We start from the raw sequence: 21,551 nt of genomic DNA, 5'->3' as shown, positions 1-21,551 counted from the left end.
CCGCTGCGGCGCCCGCTGCCCCTGCCGCGCCCGCCACGGCTGCCGCCAGCGCCCAGCAGCTTGTCTTCGTGGCACGGGAAGAGTGCTGGGTCACCGTGACCGAAGCCGGGGGCAAGCAGCTGCTGCGCCGCAGCCTGAAGGCTGGCGAAACGGTGGGTTTGTCGGGCACGCTGCCGCTGTCCGTCGTGGTCGGGCGCGCGTCGAGCGTCGACGTGCAGGTGCGCGGCCAGCCATACGACCTGAAGCCCGTCACCAAGGGTGGTGGCGTGGCACGTTTCGAGGTGAAACCATGACCGGCGATTGCCTCCCGCTTCCCATCGAGTCGGCCGCGCCAAAAGCGCGCCGCTCGCGCCAGGCCAGCGTGGTCTGGGGGCCGCGCGTGGTCACGGTGGGCGGCGACGCTCCGGTGCGCGTGCAGTCCATGACCAACACCGACACCGTCGATGCCATCGGCACCGCGATCCAGGTGAAGGAACTGGCCATTGCCGGCTCCGAAATGGTCCGTATCACGGTCAATACGCCCGAGGCCGCCGCGCAGGTGCCCTACATCCGCGAGCAGCTCGACCGCATGGGGATCGACGTGCCGCTGATCGGCGACTTCCACTACAACGGCCACCGCCTGCTGACCGACTATCCGGCCTGCGCCGAGGCGCTGAGCAAGTACCGCATCAACCCCGGCAACGTGGGCAAGGGCGACAAGAAGGACAGGCAGTTCGGCCAGATGATCGACGCGGCCATGCGCTGGAACAAGCCTGTGCGCATCGGCGTCAACTGGGGCAGCCTCGACCAGGAACTGCTCGCCAGCCTGATGGACACCAACAGCCAGCGCGCCGAGCCCTGGGATGCCAAGCAGGTGATGTACGAGGCGCTGATCACTTCGGCCGTCGAGTCCGCCAGGCTGGCCGAGTCGATGGGCATGAGCGGCAACCAGGTCATCCTGTCGTGCAAGGTGAGCGGCGTGCAGGACCTGATCTCGGTCTACCGCGAACTGGCCAGGCGCTGCGACTATCCGCTGCACCTGGGCCTCACCGAGGCCGGCATGGGCACCAAGGGCACGGTGGCCTCGGCCACGGCGTTGTCGATCCTGCTGCAGGAGGGCATTGGCGACACGATTCGCGTGTCGCTCACGCCGCAGCCGGGCGAGTCGCGCACGCAAGAGGTGCTGATTGCCAACGAGATCCTGCAAGCCCTGGGCCTGCGCGTGTTCGTGCCGAGCGTCACAGCCTGCCCGGGCTGCGGCCGCACCACCAGCACCACGTTCCAGGAGCTGGCCAAGCAGATCGACGACTACCTGCGCCTGCAGATGCCGCTCTGGCGCAAGAAATATCCGGGCGTCGAGACGCTGAAGGTGGCCGTCATGGGCTGCATTGTCAACGGCCCCGGCGAGAGCAAGCACGCCGACATCGGCATCAGCCTGCCTGGCACCGGCGAGGCGCCTGCCGCTCCGGTCTTCATCGACGGCGAAAAGGCACTCACGCTGCGCGGCGACAATATCGCCAACGAGTTTCACCAACTCGTCGAAACCTACATCGAAAAGCGCTTCGGCGGCGAGCACGCTGCCCTGGCCTGACACCTCCGCAGACTCATGGCTGAAAAATTGAATGCCGTCAAAGGCATGAACGACATATTGCCGCCCGAATCGGCGCGCTGGGAATGGCTCGAGGCCACCGTGCGCGACCTGATGGGGCGCTATGCGTACCGCAACGTCCGCACGCCGATCCTCGAGCACACGGCGCTGTTCGTGCGCGGCATCGGCGAGGTGACGGACATCGTCGAGAAGGAGATGTACTCCTTTCACGACCGCTCGGACAAGTACGGCGACAACGACCACCTGACGCTGCGGCCCGAGAACACCGCCGGCATTGTGCGGGCCGCGATCGAGCACAACATGCTCTATGACGGCGGCAAGCGCCTGTGGGCCATCGGGCCGATGTTCCGGCGCGAGAAGCCGCAGCGCGGGCGTTTCCGGCAGTTCCACCAGATCGACGTCGAGGCACTGGGTTTTGCCGGTCCCGACATCGACGCTGAATTGATCCTGCTCGCGAGTGCGCTCTGGAAGGCGATCGGCCTGACCGACGTGCGGCTGGAGCTCAACAGCCTTGGCCAGCCGGCAGAGCGGGCGCAGCACCGTGCTCAGCTCATCGCGCATTTCGAGGCGCATGCCGACAAGCTCGACGAGGACGGCAAGCGCCGCCTGCACAGCAACCCGCTGCGCATCCTCGACACCAAGAATCCGGCGATGAAGGATGTGGTCGAGTCGGCGCCGAGACTGATGGACTTCCTCGGTGCCGAATCGCTGGCGCACTTCGAGGGGTTGAAGGCCATCCTCGACGCCAACGGCGTCGCCTACACCATCAACCCGCGCCTCGTGCGCGGCCTCGATTACTACAACCTCAGCGTGTTCGAGTTCGTGACTGACCGGCTCGGCTCGCAGGGCACGGTGTGTGCCGGCGGCCGCTATGACGGCCTGTTCGAGCAACTCGGCGGCAAGCCGGCGCCTGCAGTGGGATGGGCAATCGGCGTGGAGCGCGTGCTCGACCTCATGAAGGAGCAGGGCACTCAGATCCCGGTACGGGCCCCCGATGTCTATGCCGTCGTGCCCGATGCCTCTGCCATGCCGGTGGCGCTGCGTACGCTGCAGCAGTTGCGTGACGCCGGCGTGCGTGTGCAGATGCACGCCGCCACGGCGGATGGCCTCGGCAGCTTCAAGTCGCAGTTCAAGCGGGCCGACAACAGCGGCGCCACCTACGCCCTGATCTTCGGCGCCGATGAACTTGCACGCGGCGAAGTGACTCTCAAGGCGCTGCGCGACGGAAGCGGTGCGCAGACCTCCCGGCCGCTTGCCGAAGTGGCCACCTGGGCCGCCACCCTACAATCGCCGGCTCCCAACACCTGACAGCGCATGGCAACCCATCTCGACCTCGAAGAACAGGAACAGCTCGACCAGCTCAAGCATTTCTGGAACACCTACGGCACCCTGATCACATGGGCCGTGCTGCTCGTCGCTGGCGCCTTCGTGGCCTGGAACGGCTGGCAATGGTATGGACGCAACAAGGCGGCGCAAGCCTCGTCGCTCTACGACGAAATCGAGAAGACCGCGCAGGCCGGCGATCCGGCGCGCATCGCGCTCGTGCTCGACGACATGAAGAAGCGCTTCTCGGGCACTACCTACGCGCAGCAGGCCGGCCTGCTGGTCGCCAAGACGCTGTACGAAAAGGGCAATGCCGCGGGCTCGCGCGCGGAACTCGAATGGGTTGCGCAGAACGCCGTCGATCCGGGCTACAAGGCTATTGCCAGGCTGCGGCTGGCGGCCGAACTGCTCGACAGCAAGTCCTACGACGATGCGATCAAGCAGCTCGACAGCAGCGTACCCAAGGAATTCGAACCGCTGGTGGCCGACCGCAAGGGCGACATCTACCTGGCCCAGGGCAAGCGCGCCGAGGCGCAGGCCGAATACCGCAAGGCCTGGACCGGCCTTGGTGCCACCTCCGACTACCGCCGCCTGGTCGAAATCAAGCTCAACGCGGTCGGTGTCGACCCGAAGAGCCTGGCGCCAGTCGTCACCGTCACACCCGCAGTCCCCAAAACTCCCTGACCGCATATGAATTTCAAGCGTTTCATGCCTGAATCGACCGCCCTGCGCGCGGGATCAGCTCTTGTTTTGGTGGCGCTCCTCGCCGCCTGTTCGGGCAGCAGCAAGCCGAAGCCGGCAGAACTTCCCGCCAATCCGGCCCTGATGGGCGTGCGCCAGGCCTGGACGGTGCGCATCCCCGAGGTCAAGTTCCCTCTCACTACCGACATCAGCGGCGACACCGTCACCGTGGCCGGCAGCGATGGCACGGTGGTTGCCATCGACGCTCGCGCCGGCCGTGAAACCTGGCGCGCGAGCGCCGGCGCACCGCTGGCAGCCGGTGTAGGCAGCGACGGGTCGATGGCCGCAGTCGTGACCACCGGCAACGAACTGGTCGCCATCGAGAACGGCAAGGTCCTGTGGAAGCAGAAACTCTCGGCCCAGGCCTTCACAGCACCGCTCGTGGCGGGACGCCGCGTGTTCGTGCAGACCGCCGACCGCAGCATCAGCGCCTGGGACGGGCAGAGCGGCCGCCGCCTCTGGATCCAGCAGCGCACGGGTGAAAACCTCGTGCTGCGCAAGTCGGGCGTGCTGATCGCCGTGGGCGACACGCTGGTCGCAGGCATCGGCGGCCGTCTGGTGGGCATCAACCCCGCCAATGGCACTTCGCGCTGGGAATCGCCCATTGCGGCACCGCGCGGCACCAACGACGTGGAGCGCCTGGTCGATCTGACCGGCAGCGTGAGCCGCTTCGGCGACACCATCTGCGCCCGCGCGTACTACGCCAGCGTCGGCTGCGTCGAGACCGTGCGCGGCTCACTGGTCTGGAGCAAGCCCGCCTCGGGCGCCGACGGCGTCAGCGGCGACAGCGGTTTTGTCTACGGTACCGAGTCCGACGGCAGCGTCGTCGCGTGGCGCCGTGCCGACGGCGAGCGCGCCTGGCAGATGAGCCGCTTGAAGAACCGCAACCTCACCGCGCCGCTGGCCGTGGGCCGCTCGCTGATCATCGGCGAAGACACCGGCACGCTGCACTTCGTGTCGCGTGAAGATGGCGCGTTGCTCAATCGTGTCACGCCAGATGGCTCGGCCATCACCGTCACGCCGGTGCTGGCCGGCAACACGGTCGTGGTCGTGACTGCCAAGGGTGGCGTGTTTGGTTATCGCCCTGAATAACTCTTTCTTTTTCTTTTTCTCTTTCCAAGGCCCGACCATGAAAACCGCGCCATCGAAAGGCCGGCCATGAAGCCGGTCGTGGCCCTGGTCGGGCGGCCCAACGTTGGCAAGTCGACCCTCTTCAACCGCCTGACCCAGACGCGCGACGCCATCGTCGCCGACTTCGCCGGCCTCACGCGCGACCGCCACTACGGCAATGGCCGCCTGGGCAAGCACGAGTTCATCGTCATCGACACCGGTGGCTTCGAACCCGACGCGGGCAGCGGCATCTACAAGGAAATGGCCAAGCAGACGCGGCAGGCCGTGGCCGAGGCCGACGTGGTGATCTTCGTCGTCGACGCCCGCGAGGGCCTGTCGGCGCAAGACCACGACATCGCCAACGAACTGCGCCGCCTCGGCAAGCCTTGCGTGCTGGCGGCCAACAAGGCCGAGGGCATGCACGACGGCACCAAGCTGGTCGACTTCTACGAACTCGGCTTCGGCGACGTGCATGGCGTATCTGCTGCGCACGGGCAGGGCATGCGCGACCTCGTCGAACTCGCCCTGGAACCGCTGAACCTGCCCGATCCCGACGACGAGGCGGACGAGGACGAGGTCAACAAGCCGATCAAGCTGGCCGTGGCCGGACGGCCCAACGTGGGCAAGTCCACGCTGATCAACACCTGGCTCGGCGAAGAGCGCCTCGTGGCCTTCGACATGCCGGGCACCACGCGCGATGCGATCTCCGTGCCCTTCGAGCGCAACGGCCAGCGCTTCGAACTGATCGACACGGCCGGCCTGCGCCGCAAGGGCAGGGTGTTCGAGGCGATCGAGAAGTTCTCGGTGGTCAAGACGCTGCAGGCCATCGAATCGGCCAACGTGGTGCTGCTGCTGCTCGACGCCACGCAGGGCGTGACCGACCAGGACGCGCACATCGCCGGCTACATCCTCGAAAGCGGCCGCGCGGTGGTGATTGCGATCAACAAGTGGGACGCCGTCGACAGCTACCAGCGCGAGCAGATCCAGCGGCAGATCGAGACCCGGCTGCCGTTCCTGAAGTTCGCGGCGCTGCATTTCATCTCGGCCATCAAGCGCCAGGGCCTGGGCCCGGTGTGGCAGGCGATCGCGCAGGCCCACAAGTCGGCCACGCGCAAGATGTCGACGCCGGTGCTGACCCGCCTGCTGCTGGAGGCGGTGCAGTTCCAGGCGCCCAAGCGCGGGGGCATGTACCGGCCCAAGCTGCGCTATGCGCACCAGGGGGGCATGAACCCGCCGGTGATCGTGATCCATGGCAATTCGCTGGAGCACGTGACCGACGCCTACAAGCGCTTCCTCGAAGGACGCTTCCGCAAGGAGTTCGACCTTGTGGGTACCCCCTTGCGCATCGAGTTCAAGAGCTCGCACAATCCATTTGCCGACAAGGACGACTGAGGGGCTTGGCCGCCGATGGCGGCCGATGAACCGCGAGCCGAGTGGAAGTTCCGTCTTTTGAGAGCCGTTATTTTCTCAAGGCTTTTGACCCCGATTGCTGCGGCGCAGAAACCCTGTGTTAAGGTCATCTCTCCAACAACTACTCTTGAACACGGAGAATATCGTGAGCAATAAAGGGCAACTTCTGCAAGACCCGTTTCTGAACACCCTGCGTCGTGAGCACGTGCCGGTTTCCATTTATTTGGTGAATGGCATCAAGCTGCAGGGCCAGATCGAGTCTTTTGACCAGTACGTCGTGTTGCTTCGCAATACGGTGACGCAAATGGTCTACAAGCACGCCATTTCCACCATCGTGCCGGGTCGTGCCGTCAACTTCTCGGCTACCGAGAACGAAGACGCCGCAGCCTGATCGCGCGGAGCGCGGCGGCCCCTGCTGCCGCGCTTTTTCCCAATTTCTGATCCCGCTTGTCTGAACTGATCCCCCGCCAGGAAGGCGCCGCCGTTCTCGTCGGCGTCGATTTCGGGCTGCCCCATTTCGACAGCGAACTCGAGGAACTCGGCCTGCTCGCGCAGACCGCGGGCCTGACGCCCGTCGCCCGCCTTGCGTGCAAGCGCAAGGCACCCGACGCGGCCCTGTTCGTTGGCAGCGGCAAGGCCGAAGAAATCAAGGAGCTGGCTGCCCTGTACAGGGCGAGCGAGGTCATCTTCGACCAGGCCCTGAGCCCCGCGCAGCAGCGCAACCTCGAGCGCCAGCTCGACATCGCGGTCTACGACCGGACCTTTCTCATCCTCGAAATCTTCGCCCAGCGCGCGCGTTCGCACGAGGGCAAGCTGCAGGTCGAGCTGGCTCGTCTGCAGTACCTCAGTACGCGGCTGGTCCGCCGATGGTCCCACCTGGAGCGCCAGACCGGCGGTGCAGGCGTGCGCGGCGGCCCGGGTGAAAAGCAGATCGAGCTCGATCGCCGGATGATCGGCGAGTCGATCAAGCGCACGCGCGAGCGTCTCGCCAAGGTGCAGAAGCAGCGCGGCACCCAGCGCCGGCAGCGCGAGCGCCGCGACACCTTCAACATCTCGCTGGTGGGCTACACCAACGCGGGCAAGTCGTCGCTGTTCAATGCGCTGGTCAAGGCCCGCGCCTATGCGGCCGACCAGTTGTTCGCCACGCTCGACACCACCACGCGCAATCTCTACCTGGGCGATGCCCGGCGGCAGGTGTCGATCTCCGACACCGTGGGTTTCATCCGCGACCTGCCGCACGGGCTGGTCGATGCCTTCAAAGCCACGCTGCAGGAGGCGGTCGATGCCGACCTGCTGCTGCATGTGGTCGATGCCTCCAACCCCCACTACCCCGAGCAGATGGCCGAGGTGCAGGCGGTGCTGCGCGAGATCGGTGCCGACACCGTGCCGCAGCTGTTGGTGTTCAACAAGCTCGACGCTCTTGAAAGCGCGCAGCATCCGCTGCATCTGCAGGACGAGATGGAAATCGACGGCGCGCAGGTCCCCCGCATCTTCCTCAGCGCCAAGAGCGGTGAGGGCGTGCCGTTGCTGCGCGCCGAACTCGCCCGGCAGTCGGGTTCCGTAGCCGATACGATGACCCCTGAGGCAGACACTGAATTGCACGATGCAACCGATTGATTGGGCACAATCCCGCCACTGACAAGAGAACGAAGCGAATGAATTCAAAGCCAGCGCGGAGAGGGTTTCTGGGCATGTTCAACCTGAACGACGGCCGATGGGGTCGCGGCGACGAGCCGTCTTCCAACGGCAGCCGCCCCCCCGACGCCAATCCCCCGGGCGCACCGACCCCACCGCCTTCGAGCAATGGCGGCAACAACGGCAACAACGACAACCGCCCTCGGGGACAGGGTCCCAATCAAGGTCCTCCCGACCTCGATGAACTCTGGCGCGACCTCAATCGCAAGCTCGGTGGCTTCTTCGGTGGCAAGGGCGGCAGCAACCGCCCCAACGGCGGCAATGGTGGCGGCAACGGCTACAGGCCCGACATGAAGAATGCAGGATTCGGCCTCGGTCTCGTGGCGGCAGTGGTGGTCCTGATCTGGCTCGGCACCGGCTTCTTCATCGTGAACGAGGGCCAGCAGGCCGTCATCACACAGTTCGGCCGCTACAAGAGCACCGTGGGCGCCGGCTTCAACTGGCGACTGCCGTACCCGATCCAGCGCCACGAGGTGGTGGTGACCACGCAGATCCGTTCCGCCGACGTCGGCCGCGACGCCATCGTGCGCTCCACCGGGCTGCGCGAGTCGGCCATGCTGACCGAAGACGAGAACATCGTCGAGATCAAGTTCGCCGTGCAGTACCGCCTGAGCGATCCGCGTGCCTGGCTCTACGAAAGCAAGTCGCCCGCCGACACCGTCGTGCAGGTGGCCGAGACCTCGGTGCGCGAGGTGGTCGGCAAGATGAAGATGGACGCCGCGCTGGCCGAAGAGCGCGATCAGATCGCACCGCGCGTGCGCGCGCTGATGCAGACCATTCTCGACCGCTACAAGATCGGCGTCGAAGTCGTCGGCATCAACCTGCAGCAGGGCGGTGTGCGTCCGCCCGAGCAGGTGCAGGCCGCGTTCGACGACGTGCTCAAGGCTGGCCAGGAGCGCGAGCGCACCAAGAACGATGCGCAGGCCTATGCCAACAACGTGGTGCCGCTCGCCACCGGTACGGCTTCGCGCCTGAAGGAAGAGTCCGAGGCCTACAAGGCGCGGATCGTGGCGCAGGCCCAGGGTGATGCCGGCCGCTTCAGTGCGGTGCTGGCCGAATACCAGAAGGCACCGCAGGTGACGCGCGACCGCATGTACACCGACGCCATGCAGCAGATCTACGCCAGCACGACGAAGGTGCTGGTCGACAGCAAGCAGGGCTCCAACCTGCTGTACCTGCCGCTCGACAAGCTCATGCAGCTGAGCGGCAACAATGCGGCGGCCACGCCGGTCGACGCGGCCAGCCCGAGCGTTGCCGGCACTGCACCGGCCCAGTCCTCGGTGATCCCGGTGGCCCCTGCGACGAACGACGTGCGTGCCCGCGATGGCCGCTCGCGTGACCGCGACGTGCGTTGAAAAAGGCCCGAAAGAATATGAACAGAATCGGATTCATCGCCACCTCGATCCTCGTGCTGCTGGTGTTGGCAAGCTCGACCCTTTTCGTGGTCGACCAGCGGCAGTTCGGCGTGGTCTATGCGCTTGGCCAGATCAAGCAGGTCATCACGGAGCCCGGCCTCAACTTCAAGCTGCCGCCGCCGTTCCAGAACGTGTCGTACATCGACAAGCGCCTGCTGACGCTGTCGAGCGTGGACACCGAGCCGATGCTCACCGCCGAGAAGCAGCGTGTGGTGATCGACTGGTATGTGCGTTGGCGCATCAGCGACCCGCAAGCCTACATCCGCAATGTCGGCCTCGACGAGAACGCCGGCGCCATGCAGCTCAACCGCGTGGTGCGAAATGCGTTCCAGGAAAACATCAACAAGCGCACCGTGCGCGACCTGATCTCGGTGCGCCGCGAGGCCCTGATGGCCGACGTGCAGCGCGAAGTGCTGTCGGTGGTGAAGGGTGCCAAGCCCTGGGGCGTGGACGTGGTCGACGTGCGCATCACGCGTGTCGACTATGTGGAAGCCATCACCGAATCGGTCTACCGCCGCATGGAAGCCGAGCGCAAGCGCGTGGCCAACGAGCTGCGTTCGACCGGCACGGCCGAAGGCGAGAAGATCCGCGCCGACGCTGACCGCCAGCGCGAAGTGATCGTGGCGAACGCCTACCGCGACGCGCAGAAGATCAAGGGCGAGGGCGATGCCCAGGCCGCTTCCACGTACAGCGAGGCCTTTGGCCGCGACCCGCAGTTCGCTCAGTTCTACCGAAGCCTCGAAGCCTACAAACAGAGCTTCAACAAGAAGAGCGACGTGATGGTGCTCGATCCATCCTCGGACTTCTTCCGCGCCATGCAAGGTTCGGGTTCGAACACCAACGCTTCCCGTCGTTGATTCGCAGCCGTCCCCAGGAGCCGTGAGCGCCGACACTTTCTGGAGCGCGCTGGCGCTCGTCCTGGTGATCGAAGGCATCCTGCCTTTCGTCTCACCGGGAGGGTGGCGGCGCGGCTTCGGCCAGCTCATGCAGCTGCGTGACGGCCAGCTTCGTTTCTTCGGACTTTGCAGCATCCTGCTGGGTTTGCTACTGCTCTGGATCTTGGGGTAGCGCGGTCCCGGTAGAATTCCGGTTTAACCACGCCCTCGATCCCCATGTCCGCCTGGGTCCTCCCGGATCACATTGCCGATGTGCTGCCCTCAGAGGCGCGCCACATCGAAGAACTTCGACGCCAGCTGCTCGATACCGCCCGTGGCTATGGCTACGAGCTGGTGATGCCGCCGCTGCTCGAACACCTCGAATCGCTGCTCTCGGGCACCGGCGAGGCGCTCGACCTCCAAACCTTCAAGCTCGTGGACCAGCTCTCCGGCCGCAGCATGGGCCTTCGCGCCGACACCACCCCTCAGGTGGCGCGCATCGATGCCCATCTGCTGAACCGCGACGGCGTGGCCCGCCTGTGCTACTGCGGCCCGGTGCTCCATACCCGGCCCGACCGCCCGCACGCCACCCGTGAGCCGCTGCAGTTCGGCGCCGAGATCTACGGCCATGCCGGGCTCGAGGCCGACACCGAAACCCTGCTGCTGGCGCTCGACTGCCTCGACGCCGCCGGCCTGCGCGAAGGCGTGATCGTCGACCTGGCCGATGCCCGCATCGTGCGCGCGCTGTTCGCCGGCGTACCGGTCGATGCCGCCACGCTGGCCCGGGTGCACGCTGCGCTGGCCGCCAAGGACGAGAGCGAGCTCGCTTCACTCACCAAGGACTTCCCTGCCGCCTCGCGCGAAGGGCTGCGCGCCCTGGTCCAGCTGTACGGCGACGCGTCGGTGCTCGACGAGGCCACCAAGGCCTTGAAGGGCACGCCTGCCGTCGGCGCCGCGCTGGCCGACCTGAAGCAGCTCGCTGCCGGCCTCCAGGGCGTGGCCGGCCGCCAGATCAGCTTCGACCTGGCCGACCTGCGCGGTTATGCGTACTACAGCGGCATGCGCTTCGGCATCTACGTGCCCGGCGCGGCCGATTCGCTGGTGCGCGGCGGCCGCTACGACGAAGTGGGGGCCGTGTTCGGCCGCAACCGTCCGGCCGTCGGCTTCAGCCTCGACGTGCGCGAGCTGGTCGGCGTGCTGCCGGCCCGCCCGCTGCGCGCCGCCATCCGCGCGCCCTGGAGCGATGCGGCCGGCCTGCGTCAGGCGATTGCCCAATTGCGCAAGTCCGGTGAAACGGTAGTCTGCGTGCTGCCGGGCCATGGCAGCGAAATCGATGAATTCCACTGCGACCGCGAGCTCGTCGAGCAAGCAGGCCAGTGGAGTGTCCGAGCGATCTGAATTTTTGAAGTAATGGAACGAGCATGAGCGTAACCACCGGAAGAAACGTGGTCGTCGTCGGTACCCAATGGGGCGACGAAGGCAAAGGCAAACTGGTCGACTGGCTGACGGAAAGCGCCCAGGGCGTGGTCCGTTTCCAGGGCGGCCACAACGCGGGCCACACGCTGGTCATCAACGGTGTGAAAACCGCGTTGCACCTGATCCCGAGCGGCATCATGCGGCCCGGCGTCAAGTGCTACATCGGCAACGGCGTGGTGCTGTCGGCGGCCAAGCTGTTCGAGGAAATCGAAGGGCTGGAGAAGGCTGGCGTCGAGGTGCGTTCGCGCCTGCGCATCAGCGAGGCCTGCCCGCTGATCCTGCCGTTCCATGCTGCACTGGACATCGCGCGCGAGGCCTACCGCGAAAAGGGCGGCATCGAGAAGATCGGCACCACCGGCCGCGGCATCGGCCCGGCCTACGAAGACAAGATCGCACGCCGCGCACTGCGCGTGCAGGACCTGAAGCACCCCGAGCGCTTCGCCACCAAGCTGCGCGTGCTGCTCGACCTGCACAACCACGTGCTGACGCAGGTGCTGAGCGCGCCGGCCATCGATTTCGATGAAGTCTTCAACGAAGCGATGAGGCACGCCGAGCTGCTCAAGCCCATGATGGCCGACGTCTCGCGCGAACTGAACGACGCGAACAGGAACGGCGCCAACCTGCTGTTCGAAGGCGCCCAGGGCACGCTGCTCGACGTCGATCACGGCACCTATCCGTACGTCACCTCCAGCAACTGCGTGGCCGGCAATGCCGCCGCCGGTTCGGGCGTGGGCCCGGGCATGCTGCACTACATCCTCGGCATCACCAAGGCCTACTGCACGCGCGTGGGCGGCGGTCCGTTCCCCACCGAACTCGACTGGGCCACGCCCGGCACCCCCGGTTATCACATGAGCACCGTGGGCGCCGAAAAGGGCGTGACCACCGGCCGCAGCCGCCGTTGCGGCTGGTTCGACGCCGCGCTGCTCAAGCGCTCGGCGCAGGTCAACGGCCTGTCGGGCCTGTGCATCACCAAGCTCGACGTGCTCGACGGCCTCGAGAAGCTCGAGCTGTGCACCGGCTACGAACTCGACGGCGAAACCACCGACATCCTGCCGATGGGCGCGGACGAGATCGAGCGCTGCACGCCGATCTACGAAACCCTCGAAGGCTGGACCGAGAGCACCGTGGGAGTCACGCAGTACGACAAGCTGCCGGTCAATGCGCGCCTTTACCTGCAGCGCATCGAGCAGATCACCGGTGTGCCGATCCACATGGTGTCGACCAGCCCGGATCGCGACCACACGATCATGATGCGCCACCCCTACTTGGCCGACTGAAGAGGAAAAAAGACCCATGTTGACCGAAGACGGCAAGCATCTCTACGTCAGCTACGACGAGTACCACAACCTGATCGAGAAGCTCGCGATCAAGGTGTACCAGTCGGAATGGCAGTTCGACACCATCCTGTGCCTGGCGCGCGGCGGCATGCGCCCTGGCGATGTGCTCTCGCGCATCTTCAGCAAGCCGCTTGCCATCATGTCGACCAGCTCGTACCGCGCTGACGCGGGCACGGTGCAGGGCCATCTCGACATCGCGCGCTTCATCACGACACCCAAGGGCGAGATCGCTGGCAGGGTGCTGCTGGTCGACGACCTGGCCGACTCGGGCCACACGCTGCACGCCGTGATGGACATGCTGCGCAACAACTACAAGCCGATCACCGAACTGCGCAGCGCGGTGATCTGGACGAAGGCGCTATCGACCTTCACGCCTGACTACTCGGTCGAATACCTGGCGACGAACCCCTGGATCCACCAGCCCTTCGAAGGCTACGACTCGCTCGGCGCCGAGAAGCTGATCGAGAAGTGGTCGGTCTGATCTCTCAGCCGGCGCCGCCGAGCATCTCGGTGTAGCGCCGCTGCATTTCTTCCGGCGTCAGCTTCTCGATGCAGTGCCCCACGTTCCAGCGATGGCCGAAGGGGTCGCGAAAAACGCCGGAGCGTTCCCCGTAGAACTGATCCTGCGGTGCCATGTCGAGCGTGGCGCCTGCAGCGACTGCGCGCGCCACCAACGTGTCGGCATCGTCCACATGCAGGTGCAGCGTGACGGCCGTGCCGCCCAGCGTCTTCGCACTGTGGATGTTGAACTCGGCGAATTCGTCCGAGATCATCAGGATCGCGCCGTTGTGGAAGTCCAGCTCCGCGTGGCCGATGCGTCCGCTGGGTTCGGTCAGGCGAAAGATTTCCTTCACCTCGAAGACCTTGCAGTAGAACTCGATGGCTGCGCCGGCATCATGGACGCAGAGGTACGGAAACAGCTCGTGGATCGCCATGGTTCGTTGTCCCTTCGGGTTGAGATGGGCGCGATTCTGGCGCTCGCCGCAAATCGGGTCTTGAACAATTTTGACCTGCGGGGGCGTGGCAGGCCGCTCAGATCCGCACGTGCCGCGAGGACGCCGGCGCCGCCCGCCGGTACGCCTGCGGCGACATGCCGGCAATGGCCAGGAAGTCGCGATTGAAGTGCGCCTGGTCGCTGTAGCCGGCCTGCAGCGCCAGCTCGACCCAGCGTTGGGTCGGGGCGGTGGCGAACTGGCCGATCACGCGGTCGAAGCGCAGCATGCGCGCGTACTGCTTGGGTGCCAGGCCGGTCATGCCGCGAAAGAGCGCGATGAAGCGCCTGTGGCTGTAGCCGCTTTCCTTCACCAGTTCGCCGATGGCACCGGCTTGCCCGTCGTTGTCGTTGGCACTCGCGCTGGACATGCGGGCCAGTGCCTGCGCCACCGCGGGGTGCAGGCCGCGCAGGGAGGACGAGGCAATGCGCGCGCTCAGCAGGGCTGCGACGATGGCGAGCTGCCGCGCCTGCGAGTCGGTGCCGTGCAGCTGTTCGAGCGCGAAGCCCGCATCGGCACCCCAGAGCGCTTCGAGCGGGGTGTGGCGCCCGGCCAGCGCATCTTCCGGCGCCCCGAGCAGCGCCCTGGCCGCGCCCGGCTGCAGCATGACGCCGACCGAACGCGTCGCAACGGACACATCGCGCACGAAGAAGGCCGAGCGGGTGCCGCCCACCATGGCGTAGCCCACCGTGAAGCCCTGCGCATCGGCATCGTCGCGAAACAGGCGCAATGGCGGCCCCGAGAGCCGGAAGACCAGGTGCATGCCGCCGGTGGGCAGCACATGCTCGCGCACACCCGGGCGCTCGGCAGGCTTGCCCCCGGGCGACGAGGCCCACATCAGCCGCACGAAGGGCCGCAGGTGAGAAGGGGCAAGGCGCGTCAGTTGCACGATCGCGAGCTTCTTCCATGAAGCGGGCTCTGGCCCATCCGCGCATTGTGCGATGGAACGCGTGCCGGAGGCACCGGGCCGGCCGCGATAGCATCCACCCATGAGCAAGCCTTCCACGACCCTGATCCACCACCCCTACGTTCCGCCCGCCACCTTCGCTGCGCCGCAGCCCGGCGTTTTCAAGGCATCGACGGTGTTCTTCGCCGACGTGGCCGCCATGCGCGCGCGCGACTGGCGCACCAAGGCCGGCTACACCTACGGCCTGCACGGCACGCCCACCACCTTCACGCTGGAAGAGCGCCTGGCCACGCTCGAAGGCGGCACCGAGTGCCTGCTCGTGCCCAGCGGGCTGGCGGCCATCTCGCTGGTCTCGTTCGCTTTCCTCAAGACCGGCGACGAGGTGCTGATCCCGGACAACGCCTACGGACCCAACAAGGCGCTTGCCACCGGCGAACTGGCGAACTTCGGCATCACCCATCGCCTGTACGACGCGATGAACCCGGCCGACCTCGCGGCCAAGCTGTCGGACCGCACGCGGCTGGTCTGGGTGGAAGCAGCGGGCTCGGTGACGATGGAGTTTCCCGATCTGCCCGCGCTCGTGAACGTCTGCCGCGCGCGCGGCGTGATGACGGCGCTCGACAACACCTGGGGCGCGGGCCTGGCCTTCGCGCCCTTCGATTTCAACGGCAGCGGGCAGGGCGTCGACATCTCGGTGCACGCGCTCACCAAGTACCCGAGCGGCGGCGGCGACGTGCTCATGGGCAGCGTGATCACGCGCGACGAGCGGCTGCACCGCGCGCTCAAGCTCACGCACATGCGCATGGGTTGGGGCATCGGCGTGGGCGACGTGGAAACGCTGCTGCGTTCGCTGCCCAGCATCGCGCTGCGCTATGCCGCGCACGACCGCTCGGCGCGCGAACTGGCCGGCTGGCTCAACGGCTGCGAAGAGATTGCGCAGGTGCTGCACCCCGCGCTCGAAGACTCGCCGGGCCACACCCACTGGCGTGCGCTGTGCGGCGCCACCGACCTCGCGGCGGGCCTGTTCTCGGTGGTATTCGACGAGCGCTACAGCACCGAGCAGGTCGATCGTTTCTGCGACAGCCTGCGGCTGTTCCGGCTCGGCTACTCGTGGGGCGGCCCGATCAGCCTCGTGGTGCCTTATGACATCGGCCTGATGCGCGACGCCGGCGTGGCGCGCTGGCCCTACAAGGGCACGCTCGTTCGTTTTTCCATCGGCCTCGAAGACGTGGAGGACCTGCGCGCCGACCTTCAGCAGGCATTGGCGCGGATGTAAAAAATCGCTTCGCGCTCCCTGCGAGCGTCATGGGGTACCGTCTCGAGACCGCACCGTTATCGCTTACAGTAGGCCACGTGCAGTCACCCTGACTGCCTCGCCCAAGGAGAAGCAGTGGCAACACCCAATTACGGCTACGAGAAGCGCCAGAAAGAGCTGGCCAAGAAGAAAAAGAAGGAAGAGAAGCTCCGGGAAAAGGCGAACCGCAAACTCAGCCCGAGCAGCGACGGCTTGGCCCCCGGAGACCCGGAAACCGACATGGCCTCGCTCGAACGCGATCCACCCACCGTGCCCGAGTTGCCCACCAAGAACGGTTGATCCGCTCCTGGCGTACCGATCGAGAAGAAGCCGCCGCAGGCCTGTGCCTGCGGCGGCTTTTTCCATTACCTGGGCAGCAGCTTGCGCAATTCGGGCCAGACGTTGTCGAGCAGTTGCGGCTGTGCCGCGGCCGTCGGATGGATGCGGTCGGACTGGAACAGCGAGAGCGCATCGGGCGCATCGGCCACGCCCTTGAGCAGGAAGGGAACGAGCGCGGACCTGGTGGCGCCAGCCACCTTGGAAAACACCGCCTCGAAGCGCCGCGTGTAGTCGCCGCCATAGTTCGGCGGCACCTGGATGCCGACGATCAGCACCTTCGCGCCCGCAGCCTGCGCGGCCCTGGCGATTTGCAGCAGGTTGCTTTCCGTGTCCGACAGCGGCAGGCCGCGCAAGGCGTCGTTGGCGCCGAGCTCGATCACCACGTGGCTGGGCTTGTGCTGCGCGAGCAGCGACGCAAAGCGGGCTCGCCCACCGGAACTGGTGTCGCCGCTGATGCTGGCGTTGACCACCGTGGCCGGGATCTTCTGCTGCGCAAGCCTTTTTTCCAGCAAGGGTACCCAGCCTTCGCCGCGCTTGAGGCCGTACTCTGCGCTCAGCGAATCGCCGAGCACCAGGATCACCGGCTTGCCGGTTGCCACGGCCTGGGCCTGCGCCGCGGCCGTCCATGTCCCCGCGCTGCCGAGCGCGGCGGTGGTCAAGATAAAGTCTCGTCGATTCAAAACCAAAGCCTTTCCATGTCCCAACCCCCGTCTGATGCCATTGTCGCCGTCGAGCATGTCTTCAAGTCCGTCACGGACTCGACCGGCACGCTGGACATTCTGCAGGACATCGATTTCACCCTCGGCGCGCGGGAAACCGCTGCCATCGTCGGCGCCTCGGGCTCCGGCAAGAGCACCTTGCTGTCGATCATTGCGGGGCTGGACACGCCCACGCGCGGCACGGTGCGCATCGCCGGCGAGGACATCTTCGCCATCGACGAGGACGAGCGCGCAGCGGTCCGGGCGCAGCGCGTGGGCTTCGTGTTCCAGAGCTTCCAACTGCTCGGCAACCTCAGCGCGCTTGAAAATGTGATGCTCCCGCTGGAGTTGGCCAACCGCAAGGACGCCCGCAAGGCAGCCACCGAAATGCTCGGCCGCGTCGGGCTTGGGCAGCGGCTCGGCCACTATCCCAAGGTGCTCTCGGGCGGCGAACAGCAGCGCGTGGCGCTGGCACGTGCCTTCGTGGTCCAGCCCGCGCTGCTGTTGGCCGACGAGCCCACCGGCAGCCTCGACTTCGCAACGGGCGAGCAGGTGATGCGGCTGATGTTCGACCTCAACCGCGAATTGGGCACCACGCTCGTGCTCGTCACCCACGACCGCGGCATCGCGGCGCAGTGCGAACGCCGCATCACGATCGAGGCCGGGCACGTCTCGCTTAATGAAAAAGTGGCTCTGGCGCCCGCATGACAAGCGCACTAGGCTATCAAATGAATAGCGAGTCAACTCGAGGAGATAGCCATGGAGGAACTTCCGCAGGACGCCGTCCTGGCGCTGCAGCGCGGCAGGATGATCGAGGCCATCAAGATCGTGCGCAATCGCACGGGCATGGACCTCAAGGCGGCCAAGGAAGCCGTCGATCGCTATGCCGACCGGCAGGAAGCAGGGGATGGCGATGCCGCCTGCGGACGCTGCGCGCCCACTGCCGCAAGGCAGGAACGCGGCTTTGCGGCTATGCCCTCCACCGCGCTCGCGGCCCTGGCGAGGGGCAACAAGATCGAGGCCATCCGCCTTACCCGCGAAGCCACCGGCCTGAGCCTGGCCGCGGCGAAGCGGCTGGTCGACAACCACGAGGATCCGTCGGGCATCGGCTTCGGCCCGCTGACCCGGCACATGCCCCGGTGCTCGATGAACGAACCGGGCCGCGAGCACGGCGGTGGCTACAGATGGCTGCCGGCGTTGATCATCGCGATGGCCGCGCTCATGATCTGGCTGTATTTCGGCAGAGGGGCTTGAGCCGATGATCGTTCCCCAGTTCTGGGCGGAAGGCCGTATCCAGGAGCGTGTCGCGGGCAAGCAGTTCACCGTGCGCCGCTATGGCTGGTCCGACGAGAGCCCGATCGCCGCGCAGGCGCATGCCGACCAGCGCACGCGCGACGCCTTCGACCGCATCGTCCACCAGGGCGAGAAGCTCGACCGCCGCGAGCGCAAAGTGCCCTACAACGGCGCCGATGGCGTGCCGATCCGCGAGGAAATCGTCGAGCGCCATGGCGACACCGTCATCACGCGCAACACCTACGGCGCGCGCTGCCTCAATACGCCCGATGTGCTGTTCGTCGACATGGATTTCGAGGAGCCCCTGCGCGGCAGCGTGTTCGGCTTTGCGCTGGTGCCGGCGCTGATCGCAGGCGTGGTCGGCGGCTGGGCCGCCAAGACCTGGCTGGGTGGACTGATCGCGGCCATCGTGGTCTTCGCCGTGGCCTGGGTCATCGGGCAGCGCAAGAAGCGCGGCGAGCCCAGCGGCAACCCCGTGCCGGAGAAGCAGGCGGCCGAGCGCATCGCGCGCTTCATGCAGCAGCACCCCGACTGGAACCTGCGCATCTACCGCACGCCCGCGGGCTTCCGGGTGCTGGCGATGCACGATGTCTTCAGCCCGTCCGACACCGCGGTGGCCGACTGCTTCCAGGCGCTGGGCGTCGACAAGATCTACGCGCGCATGTGCCGCAACCAGAACTGCTTTCGCGCCCGGGTGAGCGCCAAGCCTTGGCGGATCGGCATCGGCGACCACATGCGGCCCCGGCCGGGCGTGTGGCCGGTGTCGCCCGACAAGCTGCCCGCGCGCGACGCCTGGATCGCGCGCTACGAAAAGGCCGCCGAAGGCCATGCCGCCTGCCAGTACCTGGAGAGCGTGGGCAATGGCGGGAAGGTGCATCCGAGTGCGCTGGCGGTGCAGGAACTGCACGACGAGCGCACTCGCGCGCTCAGCGGTTTGCCGCTCGCTTGACGGGCCTTTGGGGCAGGGGCGCGCGGCACTCGATAATCGGGGGATGTCTTCTCCCAAAGTGATCTTCGGCTTCCATGCCGTGGGCGTGCGCATCAAGACCGCGCCGAAATCGGTGCTCGAAGTGATGTTCGACGCCAGCCGGCGCGATGCGCGCATGAAACAGTTCATCGCGCGTGCGCAGGAAGCCGGCGTGCGGCTGGTCGAGGCCGATGGCCTGCGGCTGTCCAAGCTCAGCGGCAGCCACGGCCACCAGGGCGTGGTGGCGCGGGTCGAACCTGTGGCACAGGTCCGCTCGCTCGACGAACTGCTCGAAGGCCTCGAAGAGGCCGGCACCGTGCCCCTGCTGCTGGTGCTCGACGGCGTGACCGACCCGCACAACCTCGGTGCTTGCCTGCGCGTGGCCGACGGCGCCGGCGCGCACGCGGTCATCGCCCCCAAGGACCACGCGGCCGGCATCAATGCCACCGTGGCCAAGGTGGCGAGCGGCGCGGCCGAGACGGTGCCGTACTTCATGGTCACCAACCTTGCGCGCACGCTGAACGAACTCAAGGAACGCAACATCTGGTGCGTGGGCACCAGCGACGACGCGCCGGGCACGATCTATCAGAGCGACTTCAAGCGCCCCCTGGCACTGGTGCTGGGCGCCGAGGGCGAAGGCATGCGGCAGCTCACGCGCAAGACCTGCGACGAACTGGTGAGCATCCCGATGGCCGGCGCGGTCGAGAGCCTGAACGTCTCGGTGGCGAGCGGCGTGTGCCTCTACGAGGCGATGCGGCAACGCGGCGCCTGAGCGTCTTTCGGGCTAGTTTCCTGGCGACGATCCACCCTTGCGGTGGAAGTAGATGAGTTCGGCCACCCGCCGCATCTGCGGCGTCCCCAGCAGGTGGTTGAACATCCAGTCGCTCTGGAAGTGGTCGAAGGCCCAGCGCAGCGTGCGCTTGAGGCGAAAGCCGGGGTAGCTGCGCACGAACCACGTGGCGGGATCGCCGGCCTCGCGGCGCACGAAGCGCGCAACAGCCTCGCCCGCGCGCTGGCCGTGCAGCAGCGCCGTGTGGATGCCGCCTGCCGTTACCGGCGACACCATGCCGGCCGCATCGCCCACCAGCAGCGCCCGTTCCCGCGCCACCACCGGCAGCACGCCGCCGCACGGGATCATGCCCGCGCGCACCGCGACCGGCGGCGCATCGCCGGGCGCGACCACCGGCGCGATCTTGCGCAGCAGAGGCTCGAGCTTCAGCGCCCCGGCATGGTGGTGCGCCACGCGGCGCGCCAGTCCGATCTGGCTGACGCCCACGCCCTGGAGCGCCCAGCCGATGTAGCCGGGCGCGAGCCTGCGGTCGATGAAGCAATGCAGCAGGCCCGGAGCCATCAGCGCGCCCTGGTATTCATGCTCGATGCCGTAGAGGAAGCGCGTGTTGCGTGACAGTCCCAGCGTCTTGGCAACGCGCGAATGGGGCCCGTCGGCGCCCACGAGGTAGGTGGCCGTGATGCAGGGTCCCTGCGTCACCGGCACTTCCCAGTGTCCGTTGACCCACAGTGCCTGCTCGAACAGCGTGCCCAGCCGCACGTCGACGCCGCAGTCGCGCGCCGAACCCACCATCCAGTCGAGCAGCGCTGGCGCGTCGGTGGCCCAGAACCAGTAGCCTGGTGCGTGCAGGTCGACGTGGCGCATGTTGGGGGCATACAGGCGCACCCCTTCGATCCGGCGCACGAGCGCGGGCGGCACCTCTGACAGCCAGGGCACGCTGTCGACCGCGTCCTTGACGATGATGCCCGTGGTGTGAAGCTTGGCCCCGGCGCTGGCCTTCTTCTCCACCACCATCACGCTGAGGCCCGCGAGGGCGGCCGCCCGCGCGCAGGCGAGGCCGGCAAAGCTCGCGCCCACCACGAGCAGGTCGACCTTGAGGCCGCCCACATGGTCGGCCGGGGGAAGGGGCGAAGGCGCTGCCGAAGAGGCAGGCGAAAAGAAGGGAGAAAAGAAACTGGAAGAAGAACTGGGAGAAGAGGTGTGCATGGAGGCCGCCGACTTGAAGCAATGCGCACCGCGTTCCGCGATGCGCATGCGAAGTTAGCGACCCTCTGTGCGTGCGGCGTGAAGCCTTCGTGAAC

24 protein-coding genes are annotated in these 21,551 nt (G+C 66.7%); 20 read left to right on the top strand and 4 right to left on the bottom strand.

Annotation, left to right across the window (positions count from 1 at the left end; translation table 11 throughout):
* From AC1DFC_RS26530 to AC1DFC_RS26465, 14 genes are all read left to right on the top strand, one after another.
* The coding region (locus AC1DFC_RS26530) for a DUF4115 domain-containing protein (RefSeq protein WP_478180286.1) at nt 1-293 on the top strand (293 nt) is incomplete at its 5' end.
* Nucleotides 290-1,570, top strand: a complete 1,281-nt coding sequence (gene ispG / locus AC1DFC_RS26525) for a flavodoxin-dependent (E)-4-hydroxy-3-methylbut-2-enyl-diphosphate synthase (protein WP_478180285.1) — start codon at nt 290-292, stop codon at nt 1,568-1,570. The genes AC1DFC_RS26530 and ispG, both read left to right, overlap by 4 nt.
* A gap of 15 nt (nt 1,571-1,585) precedes the next feature.
* Nucleotides 1,586-2,896, top strand: coding sequence for a histidine--tRNA ligase (gene hisS / locus AC1DFC_RS26520; protein ID WP_413333872.1), 1,311 nt, complete (start codon nt 1,586-1,588; stop codon nt 2,894-2,896).
* Between the two features lie 6 nt (nt 2,897-2,902).
* Nucleotides 2,903-3,595, top strand: coding sequence for a YfgM family protein (locus AC1DFC_RS26515; RefSeq protein WP_478180284.1), 693 nt, complete (start codon nt 2,903-2,905; stop codon nt 3,593-3,595).
* A gap of 6 nt (nt 3,596-3,601) precedes the next feature.
* Complete coding sequence (bamB, locus tag AC1DFC_RS26510; protein ID WP_478180283.1) at nt 3,602-4,744, top strand: outer membrane protein assembly factor BamB; 1,143 nt, start codon at nt 3,602-3,604, stop codon at nt 4,742-4,744.
* A 66-nt stretch (nt 4,745-4,810) separates the two neighbouring features.
* The gene (der, locus tag AC1DFC_RS26505) at nt 4,811-6,154 is read left to right on the top strand and encodes a ribosome biogenesis GTPase Der (RefSeq protein ID WP_007828291.1); all 1,344 of its coding nucleotides are present in this window, start codon (nt 4,811-4,813) and stop codon (nt 6,152-6,154) included.
* A 163-nt stretch (nt 6,155-6,317) separates the two neighbouring features.
* Complete coding sequence (hfq, locus tag AC1DFC_RS26500) at nt 6,318-6,563, top strand: RNA chaperone Hfq (RefSeq protein ID WP_007828293.1); 246 nt, start codon at nt 6,318-6,320, stop codon at nt 6,561-6,563.
* A 56-nt stretch (nt 6,564-6,619) separates the two neighbouring features.
* Nucleotides 6,620-7,789: a GTPase HflX gene (gene hflX, locus AC1DFC_RS26495; protein ID WP_478180282.1), complete on the top strand. Its 1,170-nt coding sequence runs from the start codon at nt 6,620-6,622 to the stop codon at nt 7,787-7,789.
* Nucleotides 7,790-7,863: 74 nt separating this feature from the next.
* On the top strand, nt 7,864-9,222 hold the full coding sequence (hflK, locus tag AC1DFC_RS26490) for an FtsH protease activity modulator HflK (protein WP_007828295.1): 1,359 nt from the start codon (nt 7,864-7,866) through the stop codon (nt 9,220-9,222).
* A 17-nt stretch (nt 9,223-9,239) separates the two neighbouring features.
* Nucleotides 9,240-10,139: a protease modulator HflC gene (gene hflC / locus AC1DFC_RS26485; RefSeq protein WP_007828296.1), complete on the top strand. Its 900-nt coding sequence runs from the start codon at nt 9,240-9,242 to the stop codon at nt 10,137-10,139.
* A gap of 22 nt (nt 10,140-10,161) precedes the next feature.
* Nucleotides 10,162-10,350 (top strand): DUF2065 domain-containing protein, encoded by a 189-nt coding sequence (locus AC1DFC_RS26480; protein ID WP_042672606.1) that lies wholly within the window; start codon nt 10,162-10,164, stop codon nt 10,348-10,350.
* A 44-nt stretch (nt 10,351-10,394) separates the two neighbouring features.
* Entirely contained in the window at nt 10,395-11,555 is a 1,161-nt protein-coding gene (locus AC1DFC_RS26475; RefSeq protein ID WP_007828297.1) for an ATP phosphoribosyltransferase regulatory subunit, read from the top strand.
* A gap of 23 nt (nt 11,556-11,578) precedes the next feature.
* Nucleotides 11,579-12,910, top strand: coding sequence for an adenylosuccinate synthase (locus AC1DFC_RS26470; RefSeq protein ID WP_007828298.1), 1,332 nt, complete (start codon nt 11,579-11,581; stop codon nt 12,908-12,910).
* A 16-nt stretch (nt 12,911-12,926) separates the two neighbouring features.
* Complete coding sequence (locus AC1DFC_RS26465) at nt 12,927-13,451, top strand: phosphoribosyltransferase (protein WP_007828299.1); 525 nt, start codon at nt 12,927-12,929, stop codon at nt 13,449-13,451.
* Nucleotides 13,452-13,455: 4 nt separating this feature from the next.
* Here AC1DFC_RS26465 and AC1DFC_RS26460 read toward each other — a convergent pair whose 3' ends face one another.
* Nucleotides 13,456-13,905, bottom strand: coding sequence for a VOC family protein (locus tag AC1DFC_RS26460; protein ID WP_478180281.1), 450 nt, complete (start codon nt 13,903-13,905; stop codon nt 13,456-13,458).
* A 97-nt stretch (nt 13,906-14,002) separates the two neighbouring features.
* Nucleotides 14,003-14,851, bottom strand: coding sequence for a helix-turn-helix domain-containing protein (locus tag AC1DFC_RS26455; protein ID WP_478180280.1), 849 nt, complete (start codon nt 14,849-14,851; stop codon nt 14,003-14,005).
* Nucleotides 14,852-14,951: 100 nt separating this feature from the next.
* Between AC1DFC_RS26455 and AC1DFC_RS26450 the strand changes: the two genes are divergently transcribed.
* Complete coding sequence (locus tag AC1DFC_RS26450; protein WP_007828307.1) at nt 14,952-16,145, top strand: PLP-dependent transferase; 1,194 nt, start codon at nt 14,952-14,954, stop codon at nt 16,143-16,145.
* Nucleotides 16,146-16,259: 114 nt separating this feature from the next.
* Nucleotides 16,260-16,463 (top strand): hypothetical protein, encoded by a 204-nt coding sequence (locus AC1DFC_RS26445; RefSeq protein WP_007828308.1) that lies wholly within the window; start codon nt 16,260-16,262, stop codon nt 16,461-16,463.
* Nucleotides 16,464-16,528: 65 nt separating this feature from the next.
* Here the strand turns inward: AC1DFC_RS26445 and AC1DFC_RS26440 are convergent, their stop codons facing one another.
* Nucleotides 16,529-17,161: an arylesterase gene (locus tag AC1DFC_RS26440; RefSeq protein WP_413313029.1), complete on the bottom strand. Its 633-nt coding sequence runs from the start codon at nt 17,159-17,161 to the stop codon at nt 16,529-16,531.
* Nucleotides 17,162-17,197: 36 nt separating this feature from the next.
* Here AC1DFC_RS26440 and AC1DFC_RS26435 point away from each other — a divergent pair, with 36 nt between their 5' ends.
* The 4 genes from AC1DFC_RS26435 to rlmB are packed head-to-tail and all read left to right on the top strand — an operon-like array spanning nt 17,198 to nt 20,232.
* Nucleotides 17,198-17,908 carry an ABC transporter ATP-binding protein gene (locus AC1DFC_RS26435; RefSeq protein ID WP_007828312.1) on the top strand — a complete coding sequence of 237 codons (711 nt, stop codon included), beginning with the start codon at nt 17,198-17,200 and terminating at the stop codon, nt 17,906-17,908.
* A 51-nt stretch (nt 17,909-17,959) separates the two neighbouring features.
* Complete coding sequence (locus tag AC1DFC_RS26430; RefSeq protein ID WP_413331420.1) at nt 17,960-18,454, top strand: hypothetical protein; 495 nt, start codon at nt 17,960-17,962, stop codon at nt 18,452-18,454.
* A 4-nt stretch (nt 18,455-18,458) separates the two neighbouring features.
* Nucleotides 18,459-19,442, top strand: a complete 984-nt coding sequence (locus tag AC1DFC_RS26425) for an inorganic phosphate transporter (protein ID WP_007828316.1) — start codon at nt 18,459-18,461, stop codon at nt 19,440-19,442.
* Nucleotides 19,443-19,485: 43 nt separating this feature from the next.
* Nucleotides 19,486-20,232 carry a 23S rRNA (guanosine(2251)-2'-O)-methyltransferase RlmB gene (gene rlmB, locus AC1DFC_RS26420; protein WP_007828317.1) on the top strand — a complete coding sequence of 249 codons (747 nt, stop codon included), beginning with the start codon at nt 19,486-19,488 and terminating at the stop codon, nt 20,230-20,232.
* 12 nt (nt 20,233-20,244) lie between these two features.
* Here the strand turns inward: rlmB and AC1DFC_RS26415 are convergent, their stop codons facing one another.
* Nucleotides 20,245-21,456 (bottom strand): NAD(P)/FAD-dependent oxidoreductase, encoded by a 1,212-nt coding sequence (locus AC1DFC_RS26415; RefSeq protein ID WP_478180279.1) that lies wholly within the window; start codon nt 21,454-21,456, stop codon nt 20,245-20,247.
* Between the last annotated feature and the right edge of the window lie 95 nt (nt 21,457-21,551).

It is taken from the genome of Variovorax sp. 10L421 (assembly GCF_056395365.1).
The sequence above is the reverse complement of the archived record's forward strand: the minus strand, read 5'-3'. Positions and strand labels throughout refer to the sequence as shown.